A 20608-nucleotide genomic window follows, 5' to 3' on the forward strand; every position below is an offset into this window, starting at 1 on the left:
AAGTCTTTATGGTTTAATGCGCAGTGCCATTTACCGTCATCTCGAGTGGACCGCTATGAGCCGTGGCAAACACCCCGTACCCCTGGACCTGCCGCTGCCCCCAGCCCTTGGCGATGGCCTGGGCAAACAGGACAGCGCCTATGGCGCCTTGCGCCAGGCGATCCTGGAAAAGCGCCTGCCTGCCGGTTGCCGCCTGCCCTCGACCCGGACCCTGGCCCAGCGCTGGGGGATGTCCCGGGGCACCCTGGAGGTGGTATTCGACCGCTTGCGCAGCGAGGGGTACGTCAGCCGGGTCTCCGGCTCCGGGACCCGGGTCTGCGCGGTGGTGCCCGACCTCTACCTGAGTGCGCCGGCTCCCGCGCGGCCCACCCTTGAAGAGCCCGGCCCACGGCCGCAACCCCAGGGGGTGCGAGCCGGCCAGCCCTTTGTCGCGCGGCTGGCCGACCCGGCGCTGTTTCCCCTGGCGCGCTGGACCCGTTCCCTGACCCGGGCCTTGGCCGGCGCCCCGGCACAGCTGCTGTGCGACCACGACCCCGCTGGCCTGCCGCAGTTGCGCCAGCAGATCGCCGAATACCTGGGGCAGCATCGCGGTATCGCCTGTGAACCGGGCCAGGTGATGGTCACCACCGGCATTCGCCATGGTCTCGACCTGCTGGCTCGCAGCCTGCTGCGACCCGGTGACAAGGTCTGCCTGGAAGACCCTGGCTACCTGTCGGCCAGGGAGCTGTTCGCCCTGGCCGGGGCACAGGCGATTCCGGTGCCGGTGCTGGAGGAGGGCATCGACGTGGACCGCCTGCATGAGCATGGCGCGGCACGGATGGTCTACGTGACCCCGGCGCACCAGGCGCCGCTGGGCATCACCATGCCGGTGTCGCGGCGCCTGGCGCTGCTGGAGTGGGCGCGGCGCAGCGATGCCTGGGTCGTGGAGGATGACTACGACAGTGAATTCAACTACCAGAACGCGCCCCTGGCGGCGCTCAAGTCCCTGGACCGCGACGACCGGGTGATCTACTGCGGCAGCTTCAACAAGACCTTGTTCGCCGGCCTGCGGGTGGGCTTCATGCTGGTACCCGAGGTCCTGCGGGGACGCTTGCTGGCCACCTTGCAGAGCACTGGGCGCTCGGTGGGGATCATCGAGCAGCTGGCCCTGGCCGACTACATCGCCAGTGGCGCCTTCCTGCGTTACTTGCGGGCTGCGCGCCAGGCCTACCAGGAACGCCGTGACGTGCTGCTGGCCATCCTGGCCCGGGAGGCCCCGGGCTGCTACAGCGTCAGCGGGCAGCAGGCCGGCCTGCATGTGCTCCTGCGGTTGCCGCCAGGCACTGACGAGGCCGGTTTTCGCCAGCGTGCCGCCGCGGCCGGGATCGTCCTGCAAGGGCTGGCCGAGCACTGCCAGCAAGTACGCCAGGGCCCGGCGGTGATCATCGGCTACGCGGCCCTGAGCCTGGCGCAGATCCGCTTCAGCGGCGCGCGCCTGGCGGCGCTGCTGGTGGCCGAGGCCGGGCGGCGCGAGGCAGGGCACTGATTGTCATGTTTGCGTCATATTCGCCCGCCATGCTCGGCACCCCGGCCCGAGGGCCTTCGTACCCCACAAGGACGTCATGATCATTGTCACCTCCGGCGCGGCCTACCTGGACATGGATGCCTACGCCGGCTGTATCGCCTACGCCGAGTGGCTCAATCTGTGCGGCCAGCCGGCCCGGGCCATGAGCAGCGCCCCGCTGAATGAAAGCATCCCGCAGCCACTGCGCCAGGGCCTCAAGGGGCTGGAGGCGCCCGGACCTGTCGGCAGCGACGCCGTATTCGTGCTGGTGGACGTTTCCAATCACCTGCACCTGGACCCGCTGGTGGAGCTTGCGCGGGTGGTGGAGGTCATCGATCACCATCCCGGCTTCGAAGCCTTCTGGGACGAGCGCCTGGGTCCGCGTGCGGACATCCGGCGGATCGGCGCCGCCTGCACCCAGGTCTACGAGCGCTGGCGCGACTCGGGGCTGCTGGCGCAGATGAGCCGCGACAGCGCGCAACTGCTGGCGGCGGGCATCCTCGACAACACCCTGAATTTCACGGCCGACATCTGTACCGAGGCCGACCGCCTGGCCTATGCCGCACTGGCCCGCCATGCCGGGCTGGACCGGCAGTGGCCCGGCCGCTACTTCGCGCAGTGCCAGCGGCAGATCGAGGCGCAGCTGGAGCAGGCCTTGCTCAAGGACCTGAAAGTACTTGAGCCCGACAGCAACCTGCCGCGACGCTTCGCCCAGCTGACGCTATGGAATGCCGCCGAGCTGCTGGAACAGCGCCGGCCGCTGATCGAAGAGGTGCTGGGGCAGTGGGGCGAGGACTGGCTGCTGAACCTGATCAGCCTCGGCGAGGGTCGCAGCTACTTGCTCAGCGGTGGCGTGGGCAGTGCGCAGCAACTGGATCGGCTGCTAGAGTGCCGCGCCGTCAATGGATTGCGCTGCCTGGAGCGGCCGATCCTGCGCAAGGAACTGCTGCGCCTGGGCCTGGCCTGGCGGGCACCCTCAAACCTGGAGTAACCATGGACCTGGATCAAGCATTGCAACGCGTGGTGGATGAGCGCAGTTTCCTGGCATTCGTCCAGGCCTTGAGTGCCGACCGGCGCCAGGCCACCGACTGGCAGAACGATTGCATCGAGGATTTCCTCGACAGCGCCCATGCCTGGGCCGAGGCCAGTGCCATGGGCGCCAGCCAGGGGCTGGCCGACGCTTCGCCGTGGAAGCGCTTCGCGGTGTTCCTGTACTGCGGCAAGATCTACGAGTGAGGGGCCCGCCTCGCGGCTAGTCGTCGAAACCGCTCTGTTCGTGAATCTCGTCCATCTTCAGTTCCAGGCGATAGGCCACGGCGATGAACAGTGCCTGGCACAGGCACAGGGTGGCGCTCAGCGAACGGAAGGCGAACGAGCTGCCCTCGTTGACCAGAAGCACGCTATTGGCGCGCTTGGCCAGGGGCGAGAGGGTGCTGTCGGTGATGATCAGGGTCTTGGCCTGGTGGTGCTGGGCAATGCGCAGGCAATGCTGGGTTTCCTTGGCGTACGGGGTGAAGCTGATGGCGATCACCAGGTCGTCGGGGCGGATGCTGCGCATCTGCTCGCGATAGCTGCCGCCCAGGCCCGACACCAGGTGGATGCGCTTGTTGGTGTGCTGCAGGTTGTACACCAGGTAGTCGGCGACGGCGAAGGAGCGACGCACCCCGACCACATAGATATTGTCGGCATTGACCACCAGGTCCACGGCACTGTCCAGGGCGGTATCGTCCAGTTCCCGCTCCAGGCGTTCGATACCCGACAGGGTGGCGCCGATGCAGTCCCGGGCCAGGTCGCCGCTGCTGGCCTTCTGTGACTTGTTGGCGATCAGGCTGCGGATGCGCTGCTGGTAGTTCTGCACCGGTGTGGCCTTGTGGGTGTAGGCCTCGCGGAACAGGGCCTGCATTTCACTGAAGCCGCTGAAACCGAAGCGCTGGGAGAACCGCACGATGGCCGAAGGATGTACCTCGCATTCGCGGGCAATGTCGCTGATGCGGTCGACCATGATCCGTTCGCTCTGCTGGCTCATGTAGCTGGCGATGCGCTTGAGCTGGCGCGGCAGGCTCTCGTATTCCTGGGTGATCAGCTGCAGCAGGCGCTCGGCATTGAGCGGGCGGCTGGCAAGGTCGCTGTCCTGCGTGCCCTCGGACGAGGCCGGCTGATCGGTATGGGACATGGTTGATCCTTCTTACGGGGGCTGGTGAGGACGACCGCGTGTATCGGCCCCTGACAATAGCTGGAGTGCGGGCAGTCTACAGGGTCGGCGTCGGGAAAATCATGCAGGTCGGGGGTGGCGGCGCCTTGCTGAAACGATGCACGCCCAAATCCTGGCATGCAGGTCACTTTAGTGGAAAAAATATTCCATGTAAAAAAATTTGGAATAAATATTGATATTGCAGTGAAAGCCGTTCTAGTCTCCTTCCACCAAGAGTGCTTGCCGAGCGTACTAGCGCCAGGCAGCGGCTGATAACAATAACAGGAGCCAGCATGGGCCAGACTCGCTTTGCCAGTGGGCGTCAATTGGATCTGATCTGCCTCGGACGCCTGGGCGTCGACCTCTACGCGCAGCAAGTGGGGGCCCGCCTGGAAGATGTCGGCAGTTTTGCCAAGTACCTGGGTGGCTCGTCCGCCAACATCGCCTTTGGCACCGCGCGACTGGGCCTGAAGTCGGCGATGCTGAGCCGGGTCGGCGACGACCACATGGGGCGTTTCCTGCTCGAGTCGCTGCAGCGCGAGGGCTGCGATGTCAGCGCTGTGCGAGTCGACGCCGAGCGCCTGACGGCCCTGGTCTTGCTGGGGCTCAAGGATCGCGAGACCTTTCCCCTGGTGTTCTACCGCGAAAACTGCGCCGACATGGCCCTGGCCGCCGAAGACATCGACGAAGCCTTTATCGCCTCGAGCAAGGCGCTGCTGATCACCGGCACTCATTTCTCCAGCGAGCAGGTCTACCGCAGCAGCATCCAGGCCCTCGACTACGCCGAGCGCCACGGCGTGCGACGGGTGCTGGACATCGATTATCGGCCGGTGCTCTGGGGCCTGGCGGCCAAGGCCGATGGCCAGACTCGTTTCGTCGCCGACCGGCAGGTCAGCCAGCACGTGCAAGGCATCTTGCCGCGCTTCGAACTGATCGTCGGCACCGAGGAGGAATTCCTGATCGCCGGGGGGCATCAAGAACTGCTGACGGCCCTGCGCCGGGTTCGCGAGCTGACCGCCGCGACCCTGGTGGTCAAGCTCGGCCCCCAGGGCTGCGCGGTGATCCACGGCGCCATTCCCGCCAGCCTTGCCGACCTGGACATTCACCGCGGAGTACAGGTCGAGGTACTGAATGTGCTGGGGGCGGGTGATGCGTTCATGGCCGGTTTCCTCAGTGGCTGGCTCGAAGGGGCGGACGATCAACACTGCTGCCGGTTGGCCAATGCCTGCGGCGCCCTGGTGGTGTCGCGCCATGCCTGCGCCCCGGCAATGCCGACCCGGGCGGAACTGGATTACCTGTTCGGCAGCCCACGGCCCATCACCCGTCCAGACCAGGATGCGACCCTGCAACGCCTGCACCAGGTCAGCGTGCCGCGCAAGGCCTGGCGGCCGTTGTTCATCTTCGCCTTCGATCATCGTGGGCAGTTGGTGGAACTGGCCCGCCAGGGCGGTCGTGGACTCGAGGCCATCGGCCAGCTCAAGCTGCTGTTCGTCGAGGCCGTGCAGCGGGTCGAGGCCGACCTGCAACGCCAGGGGGTCGACGCCGATGTCGGCCTGCTGGCGGACCAGCGCTTCGGCCAGGATGCCTTGAACGCGGCCACCGGCCGCGGCTGGTGGGTGGCGCGACCGGTGGAGTTGCAGGGCTCGCGGCCGTTGGCGTTCGAGCAGGGGCGGGCCATCGGCAGCAACCTGATCGCCTGGCCCCAGGAACAGATCATCAAGTGTCTGGTGCAATTCCATCCTGATGACGAACCCTTGCTGCGCCTGGAGCAGGAGGCGCAGATCAAGGGGCTCTACCAGGCCTCCCAGGCCAGCGGCCATGAGTTGCTGCTGGAAGTGATTCCGCCCAGGGATTTGCCCGGCGCCCATCCCGAGGTGCTGTACCGGGCCATCAAGCGCCTCTACAACCTGGGCATCTATCCGGCCTGGTGGAAGATCGAGGCCCAGAGCGCCGAGCAGTGGCAACGCCTGGACCAGTTGATCCAGGAGCGTGATCCCTATTGCCGCGGGGTGGTCCTGCTGGGCCTCAACGCCTCGCCCCAGGCCCTGGCCGAAGGCTTTCGCCAGGCCGCCGGCAGCAGCACTTGCCGAGGGTTCGCCGTGGGTCGCACGATCTTCCAGGAGCCCAGCCGTGCCTGGCTGGCAGGGGAGATCGATGACCAGCGGCTGATCGAGCAAGTCCAGGGTACGTTCGTCCAGTTGATCCAGGCTTGGCGCAGCGCCCGCCCGTAAACGCCCCTGGTCCTGGCGGCGAAACGGTTTTTTAGAGTGCGATCCGAACAACAATAATAGGTGCAGCCATGCCCGCGATCCGAATTGGCATCAACCCGATTTCCTGGAGCAACGACGACCTGCCGGCCCTGGGGGGCGAGACGCCCCTGGACACGGCCCTGGCCGAAGGCCAGGCCATCGGTTACGAAGGGTTCGAGCTCAATGGCAAGTTTCCCAAGGATGCCCAGGGCGTCGCCGATGTCCTGCGACCCTATGGGCTGGCGCTGGTGTCCGGTTGGTACAGCGGCCATCTGGCGCGGCGCTCGGTGGCCGAGGAGATCGAGGCCATCGGCTCCCACGTGCAGCTGCTGGCGCAAAATGGCGCCACGGTACTGGTCTACGGCGAGGTCGCCGACTCGATCCAGGGCCAACCCGTCGCGTTGGTGGAGCGCCCGCGTTTCCAGGCCGAGCAGGCCTGGCAGGAATACGCCGACAAGCTCACCGAACTGGCCCGCTTCACTTTGTCCCAAGGGGTACGCCTGGCCTATCACCACCATATGGGGGCCTATGTCGAGTCGCCCCAGGACATCGACCAGTTGATGCGCCGCAGCGGCCCGGAAGTGGGCCTGCTGTTCGACGCCGGGCATTGCTACATGGGCGGTGGCGAGCCGCTGGAGGTGCTGCGCCGGCATGTCGGACGGGTCTGCCACGTGCACTTCAAGGACGTGCGCAAGCCGGTGGTGCAACTGGCGCGCAACCAGCTGTGGAGTTTTCCCGACTGCATCGTCAACGGCACTTTCACGGTGCCCGGCGACGGCGATATCGATTTTGCCGCGTTGCTGCAGGTGCTGCTGGACGCCGGCTACCAGGGCTGGCTGGTGGTGGAGGCCGAGCAGGACCCGGCGGTAGCCCCCAGCGAGGTCTATGCCAGGAAGGGCTACGACACCTTGCGCGCCTTGCTGGCCAGCGCCGGGCACGGGAGGGCCGCCCCATGAGCCTGCTGGTCAAGGGGGCGGGCACGGGCCGGGACCTGGTCCGGCTCGCGGACGGCCGCTTGCAGTACGTGGGGTTCGCGGCCTACCGCCTGGAGCAGGGGGAGAGCCTGCCGGTCGAGGCGGGTGAGCGCGAATTGTGCCTGGTGCTGCTGGCCGGGCATGCTCGGGTCGAGGGGCAGGCGCCGGGGCATGGCGGGTTCCTGTGGGAGGCCATTGGCGAGCGGCAATCGGTGTTCGAGGATCAGGCTCCCTTCGCCGTGTACCTGCCGCCGGGCAGCCAGGCCTGGATCACTGCCCTGGATCAGGTGCAACTGGCCGTTTGCGCCGCCCCCGGTTGCCCGGCGACGGGGCTGGCGCCGCGGCTGATCCGGCCAGGGCAGTGCCAGCGCAGCGTGCGTGGCAAGGGCGCCAATACCCGTTATGTCTGCGACATCCTGCCGGCCAGCGAGCCGGCGCATTCGCTGCTGGTGGTGGAGGTGCGCACGCCCTCGGGGCATTCCTCCAGTTATCCGCCGCACAAGCACGACACCGACGACCTGCCGCACCAGAGTTTCCTCGAGGAAACCTACTACCACCAGGTCGACCCGCCCCAGGGCTTCGTGTTCCAGCGGGTGTACACCGATGATCGGCGCATCGACCAGGCCATGGCCGTGGAGAACCATGACCTGGTGGTCGTGCCCGAGGGTTACCACCCGGTCACCGTGCCTTATGGCTATGAGTCCTACTACCTGAATGTCATGGCCGGGCCGAAACGGGTCTGGCAGTTCCATAACGATCCACGTCACAGCTGGCTGCTGGATCGGTGAGCCCTTTGCCGCTTGCGTCCATGGCCTGCTCGAGTTCGCCAGGCCTCCCTCTCTTTGCAAGGAGCTGAAATGAACACGCTACGTTTGACCATGGCCCAGGCCCTGGTGAAGTTCCTGGACAACCAGTTCGTCGAGGTGGATGGAGTCCAGAGCCGCTTCGTCGCCGGGGTCTTCACGATCTTCGGCCACGGCAACGTGCTGGGCCTTGGCCAGGCCCTGCAGCAGGACCCGGGCGGCCTGCAGGTGCATCAGGGGCGCAATGAACAAGGCATGGCCCACGCCGCCATCGGCTTCGCCAAGCAGCGCCTGCGCCGGCAGATCTATGCCTGTACCGCCTCGGTGGGCCCGGGCGCGGCGAACATGCTGACCGCCGCGGCCACCGCCACGGCCAATCGCATTCCCTTGCTGCTGTTGCCCGGCGACGTGTTCGCCAGTCGCCAGCCGGACCCGGTGTTGCAGCAGATCGAGCAGTTCCATGACCTGGGCATCAGCACCAACGATGCGTTCAAGGCCGTGAGCAAGTACTGGGACCGGATCAACCGCCCGGAGCAACTGATGAGCGCCGCGCTGCAGGCCATGCGCGTGCTGACCGATCCGGCGGAAACCGGTGCGGTGACGCTGGCACTGCCCCAGGACGTGCAGGCCGAAGCCTACGACTACCCTGCGGCGTTCTTCGCCCGCAGGGTCCACCGCATCGACCGCCGGCCGGCCACCGAGGCCATGCTGGCGGATGCCGTGGCGCTGCTACTGGGCAAGCGCCGGCCACTGATCATCTGTGGCGGCGGGGTCAAGTATTCCGCCGCTGGCGAGGCGCTGCAGGCCTTCGCCGAGCGTTTCGCGATTCCCGTGGCCGAGACCCAGGCAGGCAAGAGCGCCTTGCTCTCCAGCCATCCGCTGAATGTCGGCGGCATCGGCGAGACCGGTTGCCTGGCCGCCAACCTGCTGGCGCGGGAGGCGGACCTGATCATTGGGGTGGGGACGCGCTACAGCGATTTCACCACCTCGTCGAAATGGCTGTTCCAGCATCCGCAGGTGCAGTTTCTCAATCTCAACGTCAATCCCGGCGATGCCCTGAAACTCGATGGCGTGCAGCTGCTGGCCGATGCCCGGAGCGGCTTGGCGGGGCTGTCCCGGGCCCTGGCCGACAGTGACTACCGTGCCGGATGGGGCGAGCAGGTGGCGGCAGCCAGGACCCAGTTGGCGGCGGAGGTGCAGCGCTTGCATGGGGTGCAGTATTCGGGCGACGCCTTCGTGCCCGAGGTCGACGACCGCCTGGACCGGGCGGTGCTGCGCGAGTTCATCGAGCTGACCGGCTCCTGCCTGACCCAGAGCCAGGTGCTCGGCGTGCTCAACCAGGTGCTGGACGAAGACGCGGTGATCGTCGCCGCCGCCGGCAGCCTGCCCGGTGATTTGCAACGCAGCTGGCTCAGCAGGGGCCTCAACACCTATCACGTGGAATACGGCTATTCGTGCATGGGCTACGAGGTCGGCGCCGCCCTGGGGGTCAAGCTCGCCGAGCCCGATCGCGAGGTGTACGCGCTGCTGGGGGACGGCTCCTACCTGATGCTGCATTCGGAGCTGCTCACCTCGATCCAGGAGCGGCGCAAGATCAACCTGGTGCTGCTGGACAACATGGCCTTCGGTTGCATCAACAACCTGCAGCTGGGCCAGGGCCAGGACAGTTTCGCCACCGAGTTCCGCTACCGCGACCCCGCCAGTGGCCGGCTCGATGGCGGCCTGATTCCGGTGGACTACGCCATGAGCGCCGCGGCCTATGGCTGCAAGACCTACCGGGTGGCCAGCCTCGAGCAGTTGCATGCCGCCCTGGCGGATGCCCGTAGCCAGACGGTATCGACCCTGATCGACATCAAGGTGCTGCCCAAGACCATGCTCCATGGCTACCAGTCCTGGTGGCATGTGGGGGTGGCCGAGGTGTCCACCAGCGAACGGATCGCGGCCGCGTCCCGGGCCATTGCCGCAGAGCTGGCCCGGGCCCGTGCGTATTGAACTGTGTGCAGCGAACAACCCAAGGAGTATTTCCATGTCTTTGCAGCTAGGCGTTATCGGTACCGGGGCCATCGGCCAGGATCACATCCGGCGTTGCAGCCAGACCTTGCAGGGCAGCCGGGTCGTGGCGGTGACCGACATCGATCTGGACCAGGCGGCGCGGGTGGTCAGCGACCTGCAACTGCAGGCCGAGGTCTACCCGGACGGCCAGGCCCTGATCCGCTCTCCCGAGGTGCAGGCCGTGCTGGTCACGTCCTGGGGCCCCAGCCACGAGGCGTTCGTGCTGGCGGCCATTGCCGCCGGCAAGCCGGTGTTCTGCGAAAAGCCCCTGGCCGTGACCGCCGAGGGTTGCCGGCGCATCGTCGAGGCCGAGCTGGCCTTCGGCAAGCGCCTGGTCCAGGTGGGGTTCATGCGTCCCTACGATGCCGGTTACCAGGCACTCAAGGCGGTGCTCGACAGCGGCCGCATCGGCGAGCCGCTGATGTTGCACTGTGCCCACCGCAACCCGCGGGTGGGGACGAACTACAAGACCGACATGGCCATCACCGACACCCTGATCCACGAGCTGGACGTGCTGCGCTGGTTGCTGGACGACGACTACGTCTCGGTGCAGGTGCTGTTCCCGCGCACCTCGAGCAAGGCCCATGCCCAACTGCGCGACCCGCAGATCGTGCTGCTGGAAACTGCCCGGGGCACGCGGATCGATGTGGAAATCTTCGTCAATTGCCAGTACGGCTACGACATCCAGTGCGAAGTGGTGGGCGAGAGCGGCATCGCGCGCCTGCCCGAACCGCCCCAGGTGCAGCTGCGCAGCGCGGCCAGTTTGTCCAGCGCCATCCTCATGGACTGGAAAGAGCGTTTCATCGACGCCTATGACGTCGAGTTGCAGGCTTTCATCGATGCAGTGGCCGCCGGGCAGGTGGGCGGCCCTTCGGCCTGGGATGGGCTGGCGGCAGCGGTGGCCGCCGATGCCTGTATCCAGGCCCAGCAGAGCGGGGCCATCGTACCGGTGACACTGGCGCCGCGCCCGGCATTCTATGGTTGACCATCCTGGGGCAGGGGCCCGGGATGCGGCCCTGCAACGGTTGCGCAGTAAAATTCTAAAATAAGTTGATATGGAAAATATTTTCCAATAAAGTCGTTTCCAGGTTGCCGACTACCGAGGCTGCCGGGTTCCAGGTTCTGCCTGAAACGCCGGACAGCCAACCAACAAGAACAAGACAGGTGCCGTCGATGAAGAACTCCCGCTCTGCCACGCCACTGCCGTCCCCGGCAGGTGCCACTTCCAATCGCGAGTTGCCTCGCATTCCCTGGTCCTCCCGCTTGTTGTCGCTGCTGGGCTGCCTGTGTGTCGAACACCAAGGCTCGCTGCTGGGTTGCATGCCCGGTGCCCCGGTCCTGTATTCGCCTGCTTGAGGCACGGCTGCGGCCGAGTCGCAAACCGACAACAACGTGGAGAATCGTTGATGAACATCCAGACCCGAATGGTTTCCCTGGCCCTGGCCCTGGCCCTGGCCCTGATGCTGTCCAGCGGCGCAGCGCTGGCCCAGGTGCGGATTGGCGTGAGCATGTCGCAGTTCGATGACACCTGGCTGACCTACCTGCGCGAGTCGATGGACCAGAAGGCCAAGTCCATGCCCGAGGGCGTGCAATTGCAGTTCGAGGACGCCCGCAGCGACGTGGTCAGGCAGTTGAGCCAGGTCGAGAGTTTCGTCAGTCAGAAGGTCGACGCCATTGTGGTCAATCCGGTGGATACCGCCGCCACCCGCAAGATCACCGAGGCGGCGGTCAACGCCGGGATTCCACTGGTCTATGTCAACCGTCGGCCCGATGACCTGAACCTGCCCAAGGGCGTGGTCACCGTGGCGTCCGACGACCTGGAGGCCGGGCGGCTGCAGATGCAGTACCTGGCGGACAAGATGGGCGGCAAGGGCAGCGTGGTGATCCTGCTGGGGGACCTGGCCAACAACTCCACGGCCAACCGCACCAAGGGAATCAAGGAGGTGCTGGCCAAGTACCCGGGGATTCGCATCGACCAGGAGCAGACCGGTGTCTGGCTGCGTGACCGGGGCATGACCCTGGTCAATGACTGGCTGACCCAGGGGCGCGAGTTCAACGCGGTGCTGGCCAATAACGACGAGATGGCCATCGGCGCCGCCATGGCCCTGAACCAGGCAGGCGTCGACAAGGGCAAGGTGCTGATCGGCGGGGTCGATGGCACGCCTGACGGACTGCGTGCAGTGCAGCGTGGCGAACTGGCGGTATCGGTGTTCCAGGACGCCAGGGGCCAGGCCGACGGGTCGGTGGAGACGGCTGTGAAAATGATCAGCAAGCAGCCGGTGGAGGCCGCAGTATGGATCCCGTACCGGTTGATCACCCCGGAAAACGTCGCCCAGTTCAAGTAGCCGTCGTCTCATTCACCCATCGAGTCCACCGGGTGTCCCACGGCATCTGGTGACCGGAGTAGCCGAGCATGAATGCCTGTGCGTCCGTTTCGAATCAATCGCCATTGCCGCTGGCAGCCACGTCTGTCGACGAGCCCTATCTGCTGGAAGTGATCAACGTCAGCAAGGGGTTTCCCGGGGTGGTGGCCCTGTCCGAGGTCCAGTTGCGGGTGCGGCCTGGCACGGTACTGGCGCTGATGGGGGAGAACGGGGCCGGCAAGTCGACCCTGATGAAGATCATCGCCGGGATCTATCAGCCCGACGCCGGCCAGTTACGCCTCAAGGGCCGGCCGGTGAGCTTCGCTTCGCCGCTGGCGGCCCTGGAGGCGGGGATCGCGATGATCCACCAGGAGCTCAACCTGATGCCGCACATGAGCGTGGCCGAGAACATCTGGATCGGCCGCGAGCCGCTCACCCGGCTGGGCCTGGTGGACCACCGAGCCATGCACCGCGCCACTGGCGCGCTGCTGGAGCGCCTGCGCATCGCGCTGGATCCCCATGAGCAAGTGGGCCAGTTGAGCATTGCCGAGCGCCAGATGGTGGAGATCGCCAAGGCGGTGTCCTACGACTCCGATGTGCTGATCATGGACGAGCCGACCTCGGCCATTACCGACAAGGAAGTGGCGCATCTGTTCTCGATCATCGCCGACCTCAAGGCCCAGGGTAAGGGCATCATCTATATCACCCACAAGATGAACGAAGTGTTCGCCATTGCCGATGAGGTGGCGGTGTTTCGCGATGGTGCCTACATCGGCCTGCAACGGGCCCAGAGCCTGGATGGCGACAGCCTGATCTCGATGATGGTCGGGCGCGAGCTGAGCCAGTTGTTCCCCACGCGTGAGCAGCCCATCGGCCCATTGCTGCTGCAGGTCCGCGACCTGTGCCTGGAAGGCGTGTTCGAGGGCGTGTCGTTCGACCTGCATGCCGGCGAGATCCTCGGCATCGCTGGGCTCATGGGTTCGGGACGCACCAATGTGGCCGAGACCCTGTTCGGCATCACCCCGGCCGATGGCGGGCAGATCACCCTCGACGGCCAGGTGTTGCGCATCGGCGAGCCTCACGTGGCTATCAGCCAGGGCCTGGCGCTGCTGACCGAGGATCGCAAGCTCAGCGGTCTGTTTCCCTGCCTGTCAGTACTGGAGAACATGGAAGTGGCGGTGCTCAACCGCTACGCCGGGGCGGGATTCGTCAAGCAGAAGGCCTTGCGTGCCCTGTGCGAGGACATGTGCCGCCAGCTGCGGGTCAAGACGCCGTCGCTGGAGCAGTGCATCGATACCCTGTCTGGCGGCAATCAGCAGAAAGCCCTGTTGGCGCGTTGGCTGATGACTCGGCCGCGGATCCTGATCCTCGACGAGCCGACCCGTGGTATCGACGTGGGGGCCAAGGCCGAGATCTATCGGCTGATCGCCACGCTCGCCGGCGAAGGCATGGCGGTGCTGATGATTTCCTCGGAGTTGCCCGAGGTGCTGGGCATGAGCGACCGGGTGATGGTGATGCATGAAGGTCAGCTGATGGGCACCCTGGACCGCAGCGAGGCGACCCAGGAACGGGTGATGCAACTGGCCTCGGGCCTGGCGCCAGAGCGCGATATTCAACCCGGGCCGGCCGCCTGCTCAGGCGCTGCCCCAGATCGAGGTGGACGCGGATGAACGCAATACTGGAAAACAAGCCGGCCCTGGCACCGGCCAAGCAACGCCGGCGCCTGCCGACCGAACTGAGCATCTTCCTGGTGCTGATCGGCATCGCCCTGGTGTTCGAGCTGTCCGGCTGGATCGTTCGCGACCAGAGCTTCCTGCTCAACTCCCAGCGCCTGGTGCTGATGATCCTCCAGGTGTCGGTCATCGGCCTGCTGGCGATCGGCGTGACCCAGGTGATCATTACCACCGGCATCGACCTGTCCTCGGGCTCGGTGCTGGCGTTGTCGGCGATGATCGCCGCCAGCCTGGCCCAGACCTCCGACTTCAGTCGCGCGGTGTTTCCCGGGCTGACCGACCTGCCGGTATGGATCCCGGTGCTGGCGGGGCTGGGGGTCGGCCTGCTGGCGGGGGCGATCAACGGCAGCGTGATTGCCCTCACCGGGATCCCGCCCTTCATCGCCACCCTGGGGATGATGGTCTCGGCCCGGGGCCTGGCGCGTTACTACACCCAGGGCCAGCCGGTGAGCATGCTGTCGGATTCCTATACCGCCATCGGCCATGGGGCGATGCCGGTGGTGATCTTCCTGGTGGTGGCGGTGATCTTTCATGTCGCGCTGCGTTACACGCGCTACGGCAAGTACACCTATGCCATCGGCGGCAACATGCAGGCGGCGCGTACCTCGGGCATCAACGTCAAGCGCCACCTGGTGATCGTCTACAGCATCGCCGGGCTGCTGGCCGGACTGGCCGGCGTGGTGGCCTCGGCACGGGCCGCCACCGGGCAGGCCGGAATGGGCATGTCCTATGAGCTGGATGCCATCGCCGCCGCAGTGATCGGTGGCACCAGCCTGGCCGGCGGAGTAGGGCGGATCACCGGCACGGTGATCGGCGCGCTGATCCTGGGGGTGATGGCCAGCGGTTTTACCTTTGTCGGTGTCGATGCCTATATCCAGGACATCATCAAGGGATTGATCATCGTGGTGGCGGTGGTGATCGATCAGTACCGCAACAAGCGCAAGCTCAAGCGCTGATTTCGGTGGGACCGAGGTGGGGGAAAGAGCGGGCAATCTGCTGAAAAATGGGCCGAATCCGCTGTTCGGTACTGCCGTTTGTCTTCTAAAAGACCAGCTGGTATGGAATTTTTTGTTATAAAAGCACTCTGATCAGCACCCCCAAAGCCCGCAATTGCGGGCTTTGTGCGGTTTGTCGGACAGATTCGCTGTCATTTCAGTTGCTGAGCCCTCAAACCGGCCGTAGACTGCCGCCCCTCGTAAATTGAGTGCCGGGTGGCGCTTGGAAGGTATGGCACCTTCCCGATGGCCTGAAAGGTCAACCGGAAACAGCTTGAATTCGCCTTAATGCACGTATTTTTTATAGAGAAATCAATGACCAAGGAAAAGTTGCTGGCCATGCCGGCGGATGACTACATGAATGCCGAGCAACACGCTTTTTTCACTGAGCTGTTGCAAGCCATGAAGGTGGAAACCCACGAGCGTATCGAGCAGAACCGGATCGCCATTGAAAGCCTGGACACCCCGGCTGACCCGGCCGATGCCGCTTCCGTCGAAGAAGAGCGCACCTGGTTGGTCAATGCCATCGATCGCGACCAGCGCATGTTGCCGCAGCTGGAGCAGGCCCTGGGCCGGATCGGTGATGACAGCTTCGGCTGGTGCGACGACAGCGGCGAGCCTATCGGCCTCAAGCGCCTGCTGATCAGCCCGACCACCAAGTACTGCATCGAAGCTCAAGAGCGTCACGAGCAGATCGACAAGCACCAGCGCCAGGCCTGAAGGCCGCTGCAAGCCTGCAGCTTCAAGCCGCCAGCGTTTCAAGTGCATCCTTGCCTCCAGGGGCGCAGCCTAGCCAGCGCTGCGCACTGGAGTGCAAACTCTTCGCTGCAACTCCCCTCACTTCGGTATCCGTTCCACGGCCGCCATTTCCCTTGATCTACTGCAACACCCCCTGCGCAAGACCCTGAATAATGCCCCGCACGCGCCGCTTGCCGCTGATGGCTTGAAGCTTGTCGCTGCTCGTGTTCCTACTAAGGGACCATGGATCATGGCCTTATAGTGGCGTCTAATGCTGCAAAACAATTAGAACGATATGGGGTGACCAACATGTCAAGAGATGGATCTCTCGCGGTGCCTGTCGAGCAGGCGCTGGCAACTCCCGAACCTGCCGGCTGGTGGACCCCAGCGCTACAGAGCACGGCCCTGTTGGGCCTGCTGGCTGGTCAGGCACTGGCCGACTGGCCACTGTACCTGTGCCTGCCACTGGCGGTACTGGTGATCTGGCTGCCCCGGCTGCGCGCGCGCAAGGCTTCAGCCGTCCCGGCAGCGCCAGTGGATGGCGAACTGTCGGCGCTGACCCGCGACCTGTCCTACAGCACGTCCCACAACGCGTTGTCCGCCGCAGGGGTGGCCTATTCGGTGACCCAGCTGGCCGACAAGCTGCAGTCCCAGCTGGATGCGGCGGGGCGAATCGTCGGTAACGCCGAAGTGATGATCAAGACCGAGCAGGTCACCTCGCAGCTCAGCCGCCAGGCCCTGGGCGCCGCCAGCGAGGCCCATGCCAGCAGCGCCGAAGGGCGTACGGTGCTGGGCGAGTCCATCAGCCGCATGCACCTGCTGAGCCAGCGCGCCAATGACAGCCGCGAACTGATCGAGGCCTTGAGCCAGCGCAGCGAAGAGATCCAGCGCGTCGCCCTGGTGATCCAGTCCATCGCCAGCCAGACCAACCTGCTGGCCCTCAATGCGGCCATCGAGGCGGCCAGGGCCGGCGAGCATGGCCGCGGATTCGCCGTGGTTGCCGACGAGGTCCGCGGGTTGGCGGGGCGTACGGCCACTGCCACCGATGAAGTCGGGGTGATGGTGGCCGACATCCAGCAACGCACTCGCGACGTGGTGGAGCAGATCCGCCAGTTGTCCGATGACCTGAACCTGGGAGTCGAGCAGGTGGAGCACACCGGGCGTCACCTGGACAACATCGCCCGCCTGGCGGCCGGGGTCGAGGAGCAGGTCAGCGAGATCGCCCGGGGCGCCGAGACCAATCGCGAGCAGCTCGACAGCCTGTTCAACGCGGTGGAGCAGATGCGCAGCGACCTGGCGGTCAGCGATCAGCAGACCCGCCGCCTGGCCCAGGCGGCGGTGCAGATGGAAGGGCAGGCGGAAACCATCAGCGAGCGCCTGGCGGTGGTCGGCCTGGACGAGTATCACCAGCGGGTCTACGACCTGGCTCGCGAGGGCGCACGGCGCATTGCCGAGCAGTTCGAGGCGGACCTGGCAGGCCAGCGCATCAGCCTCGACGATTTGTTCGACCGTCACTACCAGTTGATCGCCAACACCGAGCCGGCCAGGTACCACACGCGCTTCGATCGCTACACCGACCAGGTGCTGCCCGCGATCCAGGAGTCCTTGCTGCCACGCCATGATGGCCTGGTGTTCGCCATCGCCTGTACCCAGGAAGGCTATGTGCCGACCCACAACCAGGCGTTTTCCCAGCCACTGACCGGCGATGCCCAGGTGGACAACCTGCACAACCGCAGCAAACGCAAGTTCGCCGACCGCACCGGCATCCGTTGCGGCAGCCACCAGCAGCCACTGTTGCTGCAAACCTACACCCGCGATACCGGCGAGCTGATGCACGACCTGTCGGTACCGATCATGGTGCAGGGACGCCACTGGGGAGGTTTGCGCCTGGGCTACAAACCCCAGCAGGTGCCGTCGCGGCGGGCCTGATGGCGCGGTGATTGTTACGGGCAGCGTAATGCTGCTGTGCAATAACGGGCTGTTGCAGGCGGGCGGAAATCATTTAGCATGGCGAAATCGTTAGGTGGCTAACTATTTTTGCGAGAATAACCATGCACAACAGGGTCGATGTGGCAGTGATGATAGGCAGTGGCGTCCCCGATTCGTTGCGGGCCGTGGGGCGCAAGGTGTGCTGGGTGGTGCTGGTCAATGGCGAGCAACGTGGTACCGCCTTCGCCAGCCGTGCCGAAGCCGAGGAGTGTCGGCTGGCCTGGCAGGAACAACTGGCTGTGCTCCAGCCCGGCCAGCGGCCTCTCAAGCATTCGGCTTGAACGCTCACCCTCCCATGCGTTGGTTCAAGGGGCCAGCGCGCCCTGGTCGACGGCCTGCTTGAGGGCCCTGGCCGATTCCCGGGCCGCGATGGCGGCTTCCTCGGAGGTCTTGAACCAGCGGTCGCGCTCCACCTGGTAGAAGTGAATCCGGCTCTTTGGCACCTTGGTCCGCAGGGCGATCACGGCCTGGTACTCGCCCCTGACTTCCCGGCACTGGCCACGGATGAAGAACTCGCCAATATCCAGCTCTTTCATTTCGCCTCTGCTCCTTTGGCTCGATGAGTGTCGGGCGTCCGCAGGATGCGGTCATTCGAGCCGGTGCCGAGTATGGCGCGGATAGGGGAGACAGGGCCTGAGTCAGATCAGTGTGTGAGTATTATTCTGTCGTGCAAGGCTGAAATGTCTGATGCAGGACGACGAAGACATGATTGAGACATCGGACTAGAATGGCCCCCCACCGGTGGTGGCCCCGGGGCAGCGTTACCGGTTGGCGTGCAACTGCGGTGTTTGCTTGACTGACCCGCAGTACGCTGGCTGCTCGCTTTGCATAGTCGAATCACACGAAGTTGCTCTAGAATTGCCCCTGCCGCCCGAAGTGATTGCCGGTCCCGGGGATTGATCAGGGGTTATCCGGCCGGCCTGCTCCAGTCCCGGTTCTGATTGAGTATTACCAGGTTTTTTCGGGTTCAGAGCCTATTCTCCAGCCTTCGACATGTGCCTGATGCAACGGTGGAATGCCCCTTGCGCAGCGCCCGTGGCCGCAGGAGCAGCAGGTTCATTTGCATGACTTTCTGGTTGAACGATTGGGGTGAACACGCCGTCCTGGCGTTTTTTTTGTGCTGTCCATTTTTCAAGGACAGCATCATTTTGAGTATCGGGGAGCCTTCCTTGGCAGTAAGTAATCTTGAAATGCACGCATTGTTTGTCTTGGGTGATTTGCGCGCAAAGTTGGTCAAGCAGTTCCAATCTCGTTTTGTCTATGTCACCGAACAGTCCGCCGAAGGCATCTATATCGCCGAGGTCGATACCGAGACGGCCATGGTGGTGGACGACAAGCCCCGCCTGGAACTCAAGGTGGGCGATCATTTTCGCGCCGCGGTACTGCCCAGCCGCGAGGGCGGCAAGATGGAAATCCGCTTTCGTGACATCAAGCTGACTGTCTATGGCCTGGGCGACTACGCCTTCGTCAGCAGCCCCCTGGGGCAGGGCATCGTGTTCAGGGAAGGGCAGTCGGTGGTGATGGTCTTTGCCGCCAACGAACAGCTGCAGGAAGGCCTGGCCAAGACGCTCAAGGCCGTATCGGCCAAGGCTGCCAAGTGGCGCAAGGGCGAACTGGTGAGCTTCAAGGCCAGCGAGTGATGAGCCAGAGTCGCGCCCAATTCCATCAGCAGCATCTGCCAGAGGCCCAGGACGAGGCCCAGCGCCTGTTCGCGCAGAAGGCCGTCCTGCAAGGCGCGTGGCTGAACTGGGTGGCCGCCCGGATCTATGACCTGCGGCCGGCGGCCTACGCCAGCATGGTGCGCCGCGAGCTGCAACGCCTGCAGGCTTCGACGGACCCGTGATGCGCGGTTGAAAACACGGAACCTCTACTACAGTCAGTTGACTTAATGCTTCAGGGGCCTTGCGCTGATGCGCCGTTGTCCCTCTTGTCCAGACAACGATTGCAGAGGTCCACTCCATGAACGGATTCCGTGCGCTGCTGGCCAGCAGCCTGTTGACCCTGGCCGCCCTTGGTGCGCCACTGCCTGTGGCGGCGGCCGCGCAGCCGATCCACTTCGCCGACCTGAACTGGGAGAGCGGCAGCCTGATCACCGAGATCCTGCGCACGGTGGTCGAGAGCGGCTACGGCTTGCCCACCGATACCTTGCCCGGCACCACCATTACCCTGGAGACCGCCCTGGCCAATAACGACATCCAGGTGATCGGCGAGGAATGGGCAGGCCGCAGTCCGGTATGGGTCAAGGCCGAGGCCGAGGGCAAGGTGGTAGCGCTGGGCGATACGGTCAAGGGCGCTACCGAAGGCTGGTGGGTCCCCGAATACGTGATCAAGGGTGATCCGCAGAGGGGCATCAAGCCCCTGGCACCGGAGTTGCGCAGCGTCACCGATCTCAAGCGCTACAAAGAGGTGTTCAAGGACCCGGAAAGCCCTGGCAAGGGACGCTTTCTCAACAGCCCCATCGGCTGGACCTCGGAGATCGTCAACAAGCAGAAGCTCCGGGCCTATGGCCTGGAAGACAGCTACGTGAACTTTCGCAGCGGCTCAGGGGCGGCCCTGGATGCCGAGATCAGCTCATCGATCCGTCGGGGCAAGCCCATCCTGTTCTACTACTGGTCGCCCACGCCCTTGCTCGGCCGTTTCAAGCTGGTGCAACTGGAGGAACCACCCTTTGACGCACAAGCCTGGAAGACCCTGACCGACGCCGACAATCCCAACCCGCAGCCGAGCCGCTCCCTGGCCTCCAAGCTGTCGATTGGCGTGTCTGCACCGTTCCAGAAGCAGTACCCGCAACTGGCGGACTTCTTCGCCAAGGTCGACCTGCCTATCGAGCCACTGAACCAGGCCCTGGCGCAGATGAGCGAGAACCACAGCGCTCCGCGGGAAGTGGCCAGGACGTTCCTCAAGCAGCACCCCGACGTCTGGCGCGCCTGGGTGCCCAAGGACGTGGCAGACAAGGTCGCCGCCGCCCTGTAGTCGCC

At 65.0% G+C, this 20608-nt stretch carries 19 protein-coding genes and 1 pseudogene; 18 read left to right on the forward strand and 2 right to left on the reverse strand.

Going from position 1 to position 20608, the window contains the following annotated elements:
- Nucleotides 1-55 precede the first annotated feature (55 nt).
- The 3 genes from LGQ10_RS01465 (at nt 56) to LGQ10_RS01475 (ending at nt 2779) form a co-directional block, all read left to right on the forward strand.
- A complete protein-coding gene (locus tag LGQ10_RS01465) occupies nt 56-1525 on the forward strand; it encodes a PLP-dependent aminotransferase family protein (RefSeq protein WP_226524437.1) in 1470 nt (489 codons plus the stop codon).
- 76 nt (nt 1526-1601) lie between these two features.
- Nucleotides 1602-2534: a DHH family phosphoesterase gene (locus LGQ10_RS01470; RefSeq protein WP_226524438.1), complete on the forward strand. Its 933-nt coding sequence runs from the start codon at nt 1602-1604 to the stop codon at nt 2532-2534.
- 2 nt (nt 2535-2536) lie between these two features.
- Nucleotides 2537-2779 carry a hypothetical protein gene (locus LGQ10_RS01475; RefSeq protein ID WP_058437941.1) on the forward strand — a complete coding sequence of 81 codons (243 nt, stop codon included), beginning with the start codon at nt 2537-2539 and terminating at the stop codon, nt 2777-2779.
- 16 nt (nt 2780-2795) lie between these two features.
- On the opposite strand, the gene LGQ10_RS01480 is transcribed toward LGQ10_RS01475, so the two are convergent.
- Nucleotides 2796-3716, reverse strand: a complete 921-nt coding sequence (locus tag LGQ10_RS01480; RefSeq protein ID WP_058437939.1) for a MurR/RpiR family transcriptional regulator — start codon at nt 3714-3716, stop codon at nt 2796-2798.
- A gap of 311 nt (nt 3717-4027) precedes the next feature.
- Here LGQ10_RS01480 and LGQ10_RS01485 point away from each other — a divergent pair, with 311 nt between their 5' ends.
- The 12 genes and pseudogenes from LGQ10_RS01485 to LGQ10_RS01540 all read left to right on the forward strand — a co-directional run bounded on the left by LGQ10_RS01485 (nt 4028) and on the right by LGQ10_RS01540 (nt 17911).
- The gene (locus LGQ10_RS01485) at nt 4028-5965 is read left to right on the forward strand and encodes a bifunctional 5-dehydro-2-deoxygluconokinase/5-dehydro-2-deoxyphosphogluconate aldolase (protein ID WP_226524439.1); all 1938 of its coding nucleotides are present in this window, start codon (nt 4028-4030) and stop codon (nt 5963-5965) included.
- Between the two features lie 68 nt (nt 5966-6033).
- Nucleotides 6034-6939 (forward strand): myo-inosose-2 dehydratase, encoded by a 906-nt coding sequence (gene iolE, locus LGQ10_RS01490; RefSeq protein WP_226524440.1) that lies wholly within the window; start codon nt 6034-6036, stop codon nt 6937-6939.
- Nucleotides 6936-7745, forward strand: a complete 810-nt coding sequence (gene iolB / locus LGQ10_RS01495; RefSeq protein ID WP_226524441.1) for a 5-deoxy-glucuronate isomerase — start codon at nt 6936-6938, stop codon at nt 7743-7745. Before iolE ends, iolB begins: the two co-directional genes overlap by 4 nt.
- Before the next feature lie 69 nt (nt 7746-7814).
- Nucleotides 7815-9752, forward strand: a complete 1938-nt coding sequence (gene iolD / locus LGQ10_RS01500; protein ID WP_226524442.1) for a 3D-(3,5/4)-trihydroxycyclohexane-1,2-dione acylhydrolase (decyclizing) — start codon at nt 7815-7817, stop codon at nt 9750-9752.
- Nucleotides 9753-9786: 34 nt separating this feature from the next.
- Nucleotides 9787-10797, forward strand: a complete 1011-nt coding sequence (locus tag LGQ10_RS01505) for a Gfo/Idh/MocA family protein (RefSeq protein ID WP_058437929.1) — start codon at nt 9787-9789, stop codon at nt 10795-10797.
- A gap of 188 nt (nt 10798-10985) precedes the next feature.
- Nucleotides 10986-11168: a hypothetical protein gene (locus tag LGQ10_RS01510; protein WP_226524443.1), complete on the forward strand. Its 183-nt coding sequence runs from the start codon at nt 10986-10988 to the stop codon at nt 11166-11168.
- 50 nt (nt 11169-11218) lie between these two features.
- A complete protein-coding gene (locus LGQ10_RS01515) occupies nt 11219-12157 on the forward strand; it encodes a sugar ABC transporter substrate-binding protein (protein WP_226524444.1) in 939 nt (312 codons plus the stop codon).
- Between the two features lie 68 nt (nt 12158-12225).
- Nucleotides 12226-13773: pseudogene (locus LGQ10_RS01520) on the forward strand (sugar ABC transporter ATP-binding protein); the annotation flags it as partial.
- A gap of 68 nt (nt 13774-13841) precedes the next feature.
- Nucleotides 13842-14864, forward strand: coding sequence for an ABC transporter permease (locus tag LGQ10_RS01525; protein WP_226524445.1), 1023 nt, complete (start codon nt 13842-13844; stop codon nt 14862-14864).
- Nucleotides 14865-15218: 354 nt separating this feature from the next.
- Nucleotides 15219-15623: a TraR/DksA family transcriptional regulator gene (locus tag LGQ10_RS01530; RefSeq protein WP_058437925.1), complete on the forward strand. Its 405-nt coding sequence runs from the start codon at nt 15219-15221 to the stop codon at nt 15621-15623.
- A 711-nt stretch (nt 15624-16334) separates the two neighbouring features.
- Nucleotides 16335-17570 (forward strand): methyl-accepting chemotaxis protein, encoded by a 1236-nt coding sequence (locus LGQ10_RS01535; RefSeq protein WP_413247601.1) that lies wholly within the window; start codon nt 16335-16337, stop codon nt 17568-17570.
- Nucleotides 17571-17692: 122 nt separating this feature from the next.
- Nucleotides 17693-17911: a hypothetical protein gene (locus LGQ10_RS01540; RefSeq protein WP_226524446.1), complete on the forward strand. Its 219-nt coding sequence runs from the start codon at nt 17693-17695 to the stop codon at nt 17909-17911.
- A 24-nt stretch (nt 17912-17935) separates the two neighbouring features.
- Here LGQ10_RS01540 and LGQ10_RS01545 read toward each other — a convergent pair whose 3' ends face one another.
- The gene (locus LGQ10_RS01545; RefSeq protein WP_226524447.1) at nt 17936-18166 is read right to left on the reverse strand and encodes a hypothetical protein; all 231 of its coding nucleotides are present in this window, start codon (nt 18164-18166) and stop codon (nt 17936-17938) included.
- Nucleotides 18167-18799: 633 nt separating this feature from the next.
- Here LGQ10_RS01545 and LGQ10_RS01550 point away from each other — a divergent pair.
- From LGQ10_RS01550 to LGQ10_RS01560, 3 genes are all read left to right on the forward strand, one after another.
- Nucleotides 18800-19270 carry a hypothetical protein gene (locus LGQ10_RS01550; protein ID WP_226524448.1) on the forward strand — a complete coding sequence of 157 codons (471 nt, stop codon included), beginning with the start codon at nt 18800-18802 and terminating at the stop codon, nt 19268-19270.
- On the forward strand, nt 19270-19473 hold the full coding sequence (locus tag LGQ10_RS01555; RefSeq protein WP_058436683.1) for a hypothetical protein: 204 nt from the start codon (nt 19270-19272) through the stop codon (nt 19471-19473). Before LGQ10_RS01550 ends, LGQ10_RS01555 begins: the two co-directional genes overlap by 1 nt.
- Before the next feature lie 116 nt (nt 19474-19589).
- Nucleotides 19590-20603: an ABC transporter substrate-binding protein gene (locus LGQ10_RS01560; RefSeq protein WP_226524449.1), complete on the forward strand. Its 1014-nt coding sequence runs from the start codon at nt 19590-19592 to the stop codon at nt 20601-20603.
- The last annotated feature ends 5 nt before the right edge of the window (nt 20604-20608 follow it).

Origin of the sequence: Pseudomonas sp. L5B5, assembly GCF_020520285.1 — a bacterium.
Lineage (GTDB): Bacteria > Pseudomonadota > Gammaproteobacteria > Pseudomonadales > Pseudomonadaceae > Aquipseudomonas.

What these genes read in the sequence shown, in the direction of transcription:
- LGQ10_RS01555 (WP_058436683.1), top strand. Translation starts at nt 19,270, where the DNA reads ATGAGCCAGAGTCGCGCCCAATTCCATCAGCAGCATCTGCCAGAGGCC.
- iolB (WP_226524441.1), top strand. Translation starts at nt 6,936, where the DNA reads ATGAGCCTGCTGGTCAAGGGGGCGGGCACGGGCCGGGACCTGGTCCGG.
- LGQ10_RS01515 (WP_226524444.1), top strand. Translation starts at nt 11,219, where the DNA reads ATGAACATCCAGACCCGAATGGTTTCCCTGGCCCTGGCCCTGGCCCTG.
- LGQ10_RS01535 (WP_413247601.1), top strand. Translation starts at nt 16,335, where the DNA reads ATGATCAAGACCGAGCAGGTCACCTCGCAGCTCAGCCGCCAGGCCCTG.
- iolE (WP_226524440.1), top strand. Translation starts at nt 6,034, where the DNA reads ATGCCCGCGATCCGAATTGGCATCAACCCGATTTCCTGGAGCAACGAC.
- iolD (WP_226524442.1), top strand. Translation starts at nt 7,815, where the DNA reads ATGAACACGCTACGTTTGACCATGGCCCAGGCCCTGGTGAAGTTCCTG.
- LGQ10_RS01480 (WP_058437939.1), bottom strand. Translation starts at nt 3,716, where the DNA reads ATGTCCCATACCGATCAGCCGGCCTCGTCCGAGGGCACGCAGGACAGC.
- LGQ10_RS01525 (WP_226524445.1), top strand. Translation starts at nt 13,842, where the DNA reads ATGAACGCAATACTGGAAAACAAGCCGGCCCTGGCACCGGCCAAGCAA.
- LGQ10_RS01530 (WP_058437925.1), top strand. Translation starts at nt 15,219, where the DNA reads ATGACCAAGGAAAAGTTGCTGGCCATGCCGGCGGATGACTACATGAAT.
- LGQ10_RS01475 (WP_058437941.1), top strand. Translation starts at nt 2,537, where the DNA reads ATGGACCTGGATCAAGCATTGCAACGCGTGGTGGATGAGCGCAGTTTC.
- LGQ10_RS01510 (WP_226524443.1), top strand. Translation starts at nt 10,986, where the DNA reads ATGAAGAACTCCCGCTCTGCCACGCCACTGCCGTCCCCGGCAGGTGCC.
- LGQ10_RS01560 (WP_226524449.1), top strand. Translation starts at nt 19,590, where the DNA reads ATGAACGGATTCCGTGCGCTGCTGGCCAGCAGCCTGTTGACCCTGGCC.
- LGQ10_RS01465 (WP_226524437.1), top strand. Translation starts at nt 56, where the DNA reads ATGAGCCGTGGCAAACACCCCGTACCCCTGGACCTGCCGCTGCCCCCA.
- LGQ10_RS01470 (WP_226524438.1), top strand. Translation starts at nt 1,602, where the DNA reads ATGATCATTGTCACCTCCGGCGCGGCCTACCTGGACATGGATGCCTAC.
- LGQ10_RS01505 (WP_058437929.1), top strand. Translation starts at nt 9,787, where the DNA reads ATGTCTTTGCAGCTAGGCGTTATCGGTACCGGGGCCATCGGCCAGGAT.
- LGQ10_RS01545 (WP_226524447.1), bottom strand. Translation starts at nt 18,166, where the DNA reads ATGAAAGAGCTGGATATTGGCGAGTTCTTCATCCGTGGCCAGTGCCGG.
- LGQ10_RS01485 (WP_226524439.1), top strand. Translation starts at nt 4,028, where the DNA reads ATGGGCCAGACTCGCTTTGCCAGTGGGCGTCAATTGGATCTGATCTGC.
- LGQ10_RS01540 (WP_226524446.1), top strand. Translation starts at nt 17,693, where the DNA reads ATGCACAACAGGGTCGATGTGGCAGTGATGATAGGCAGTGGCGTCCCC.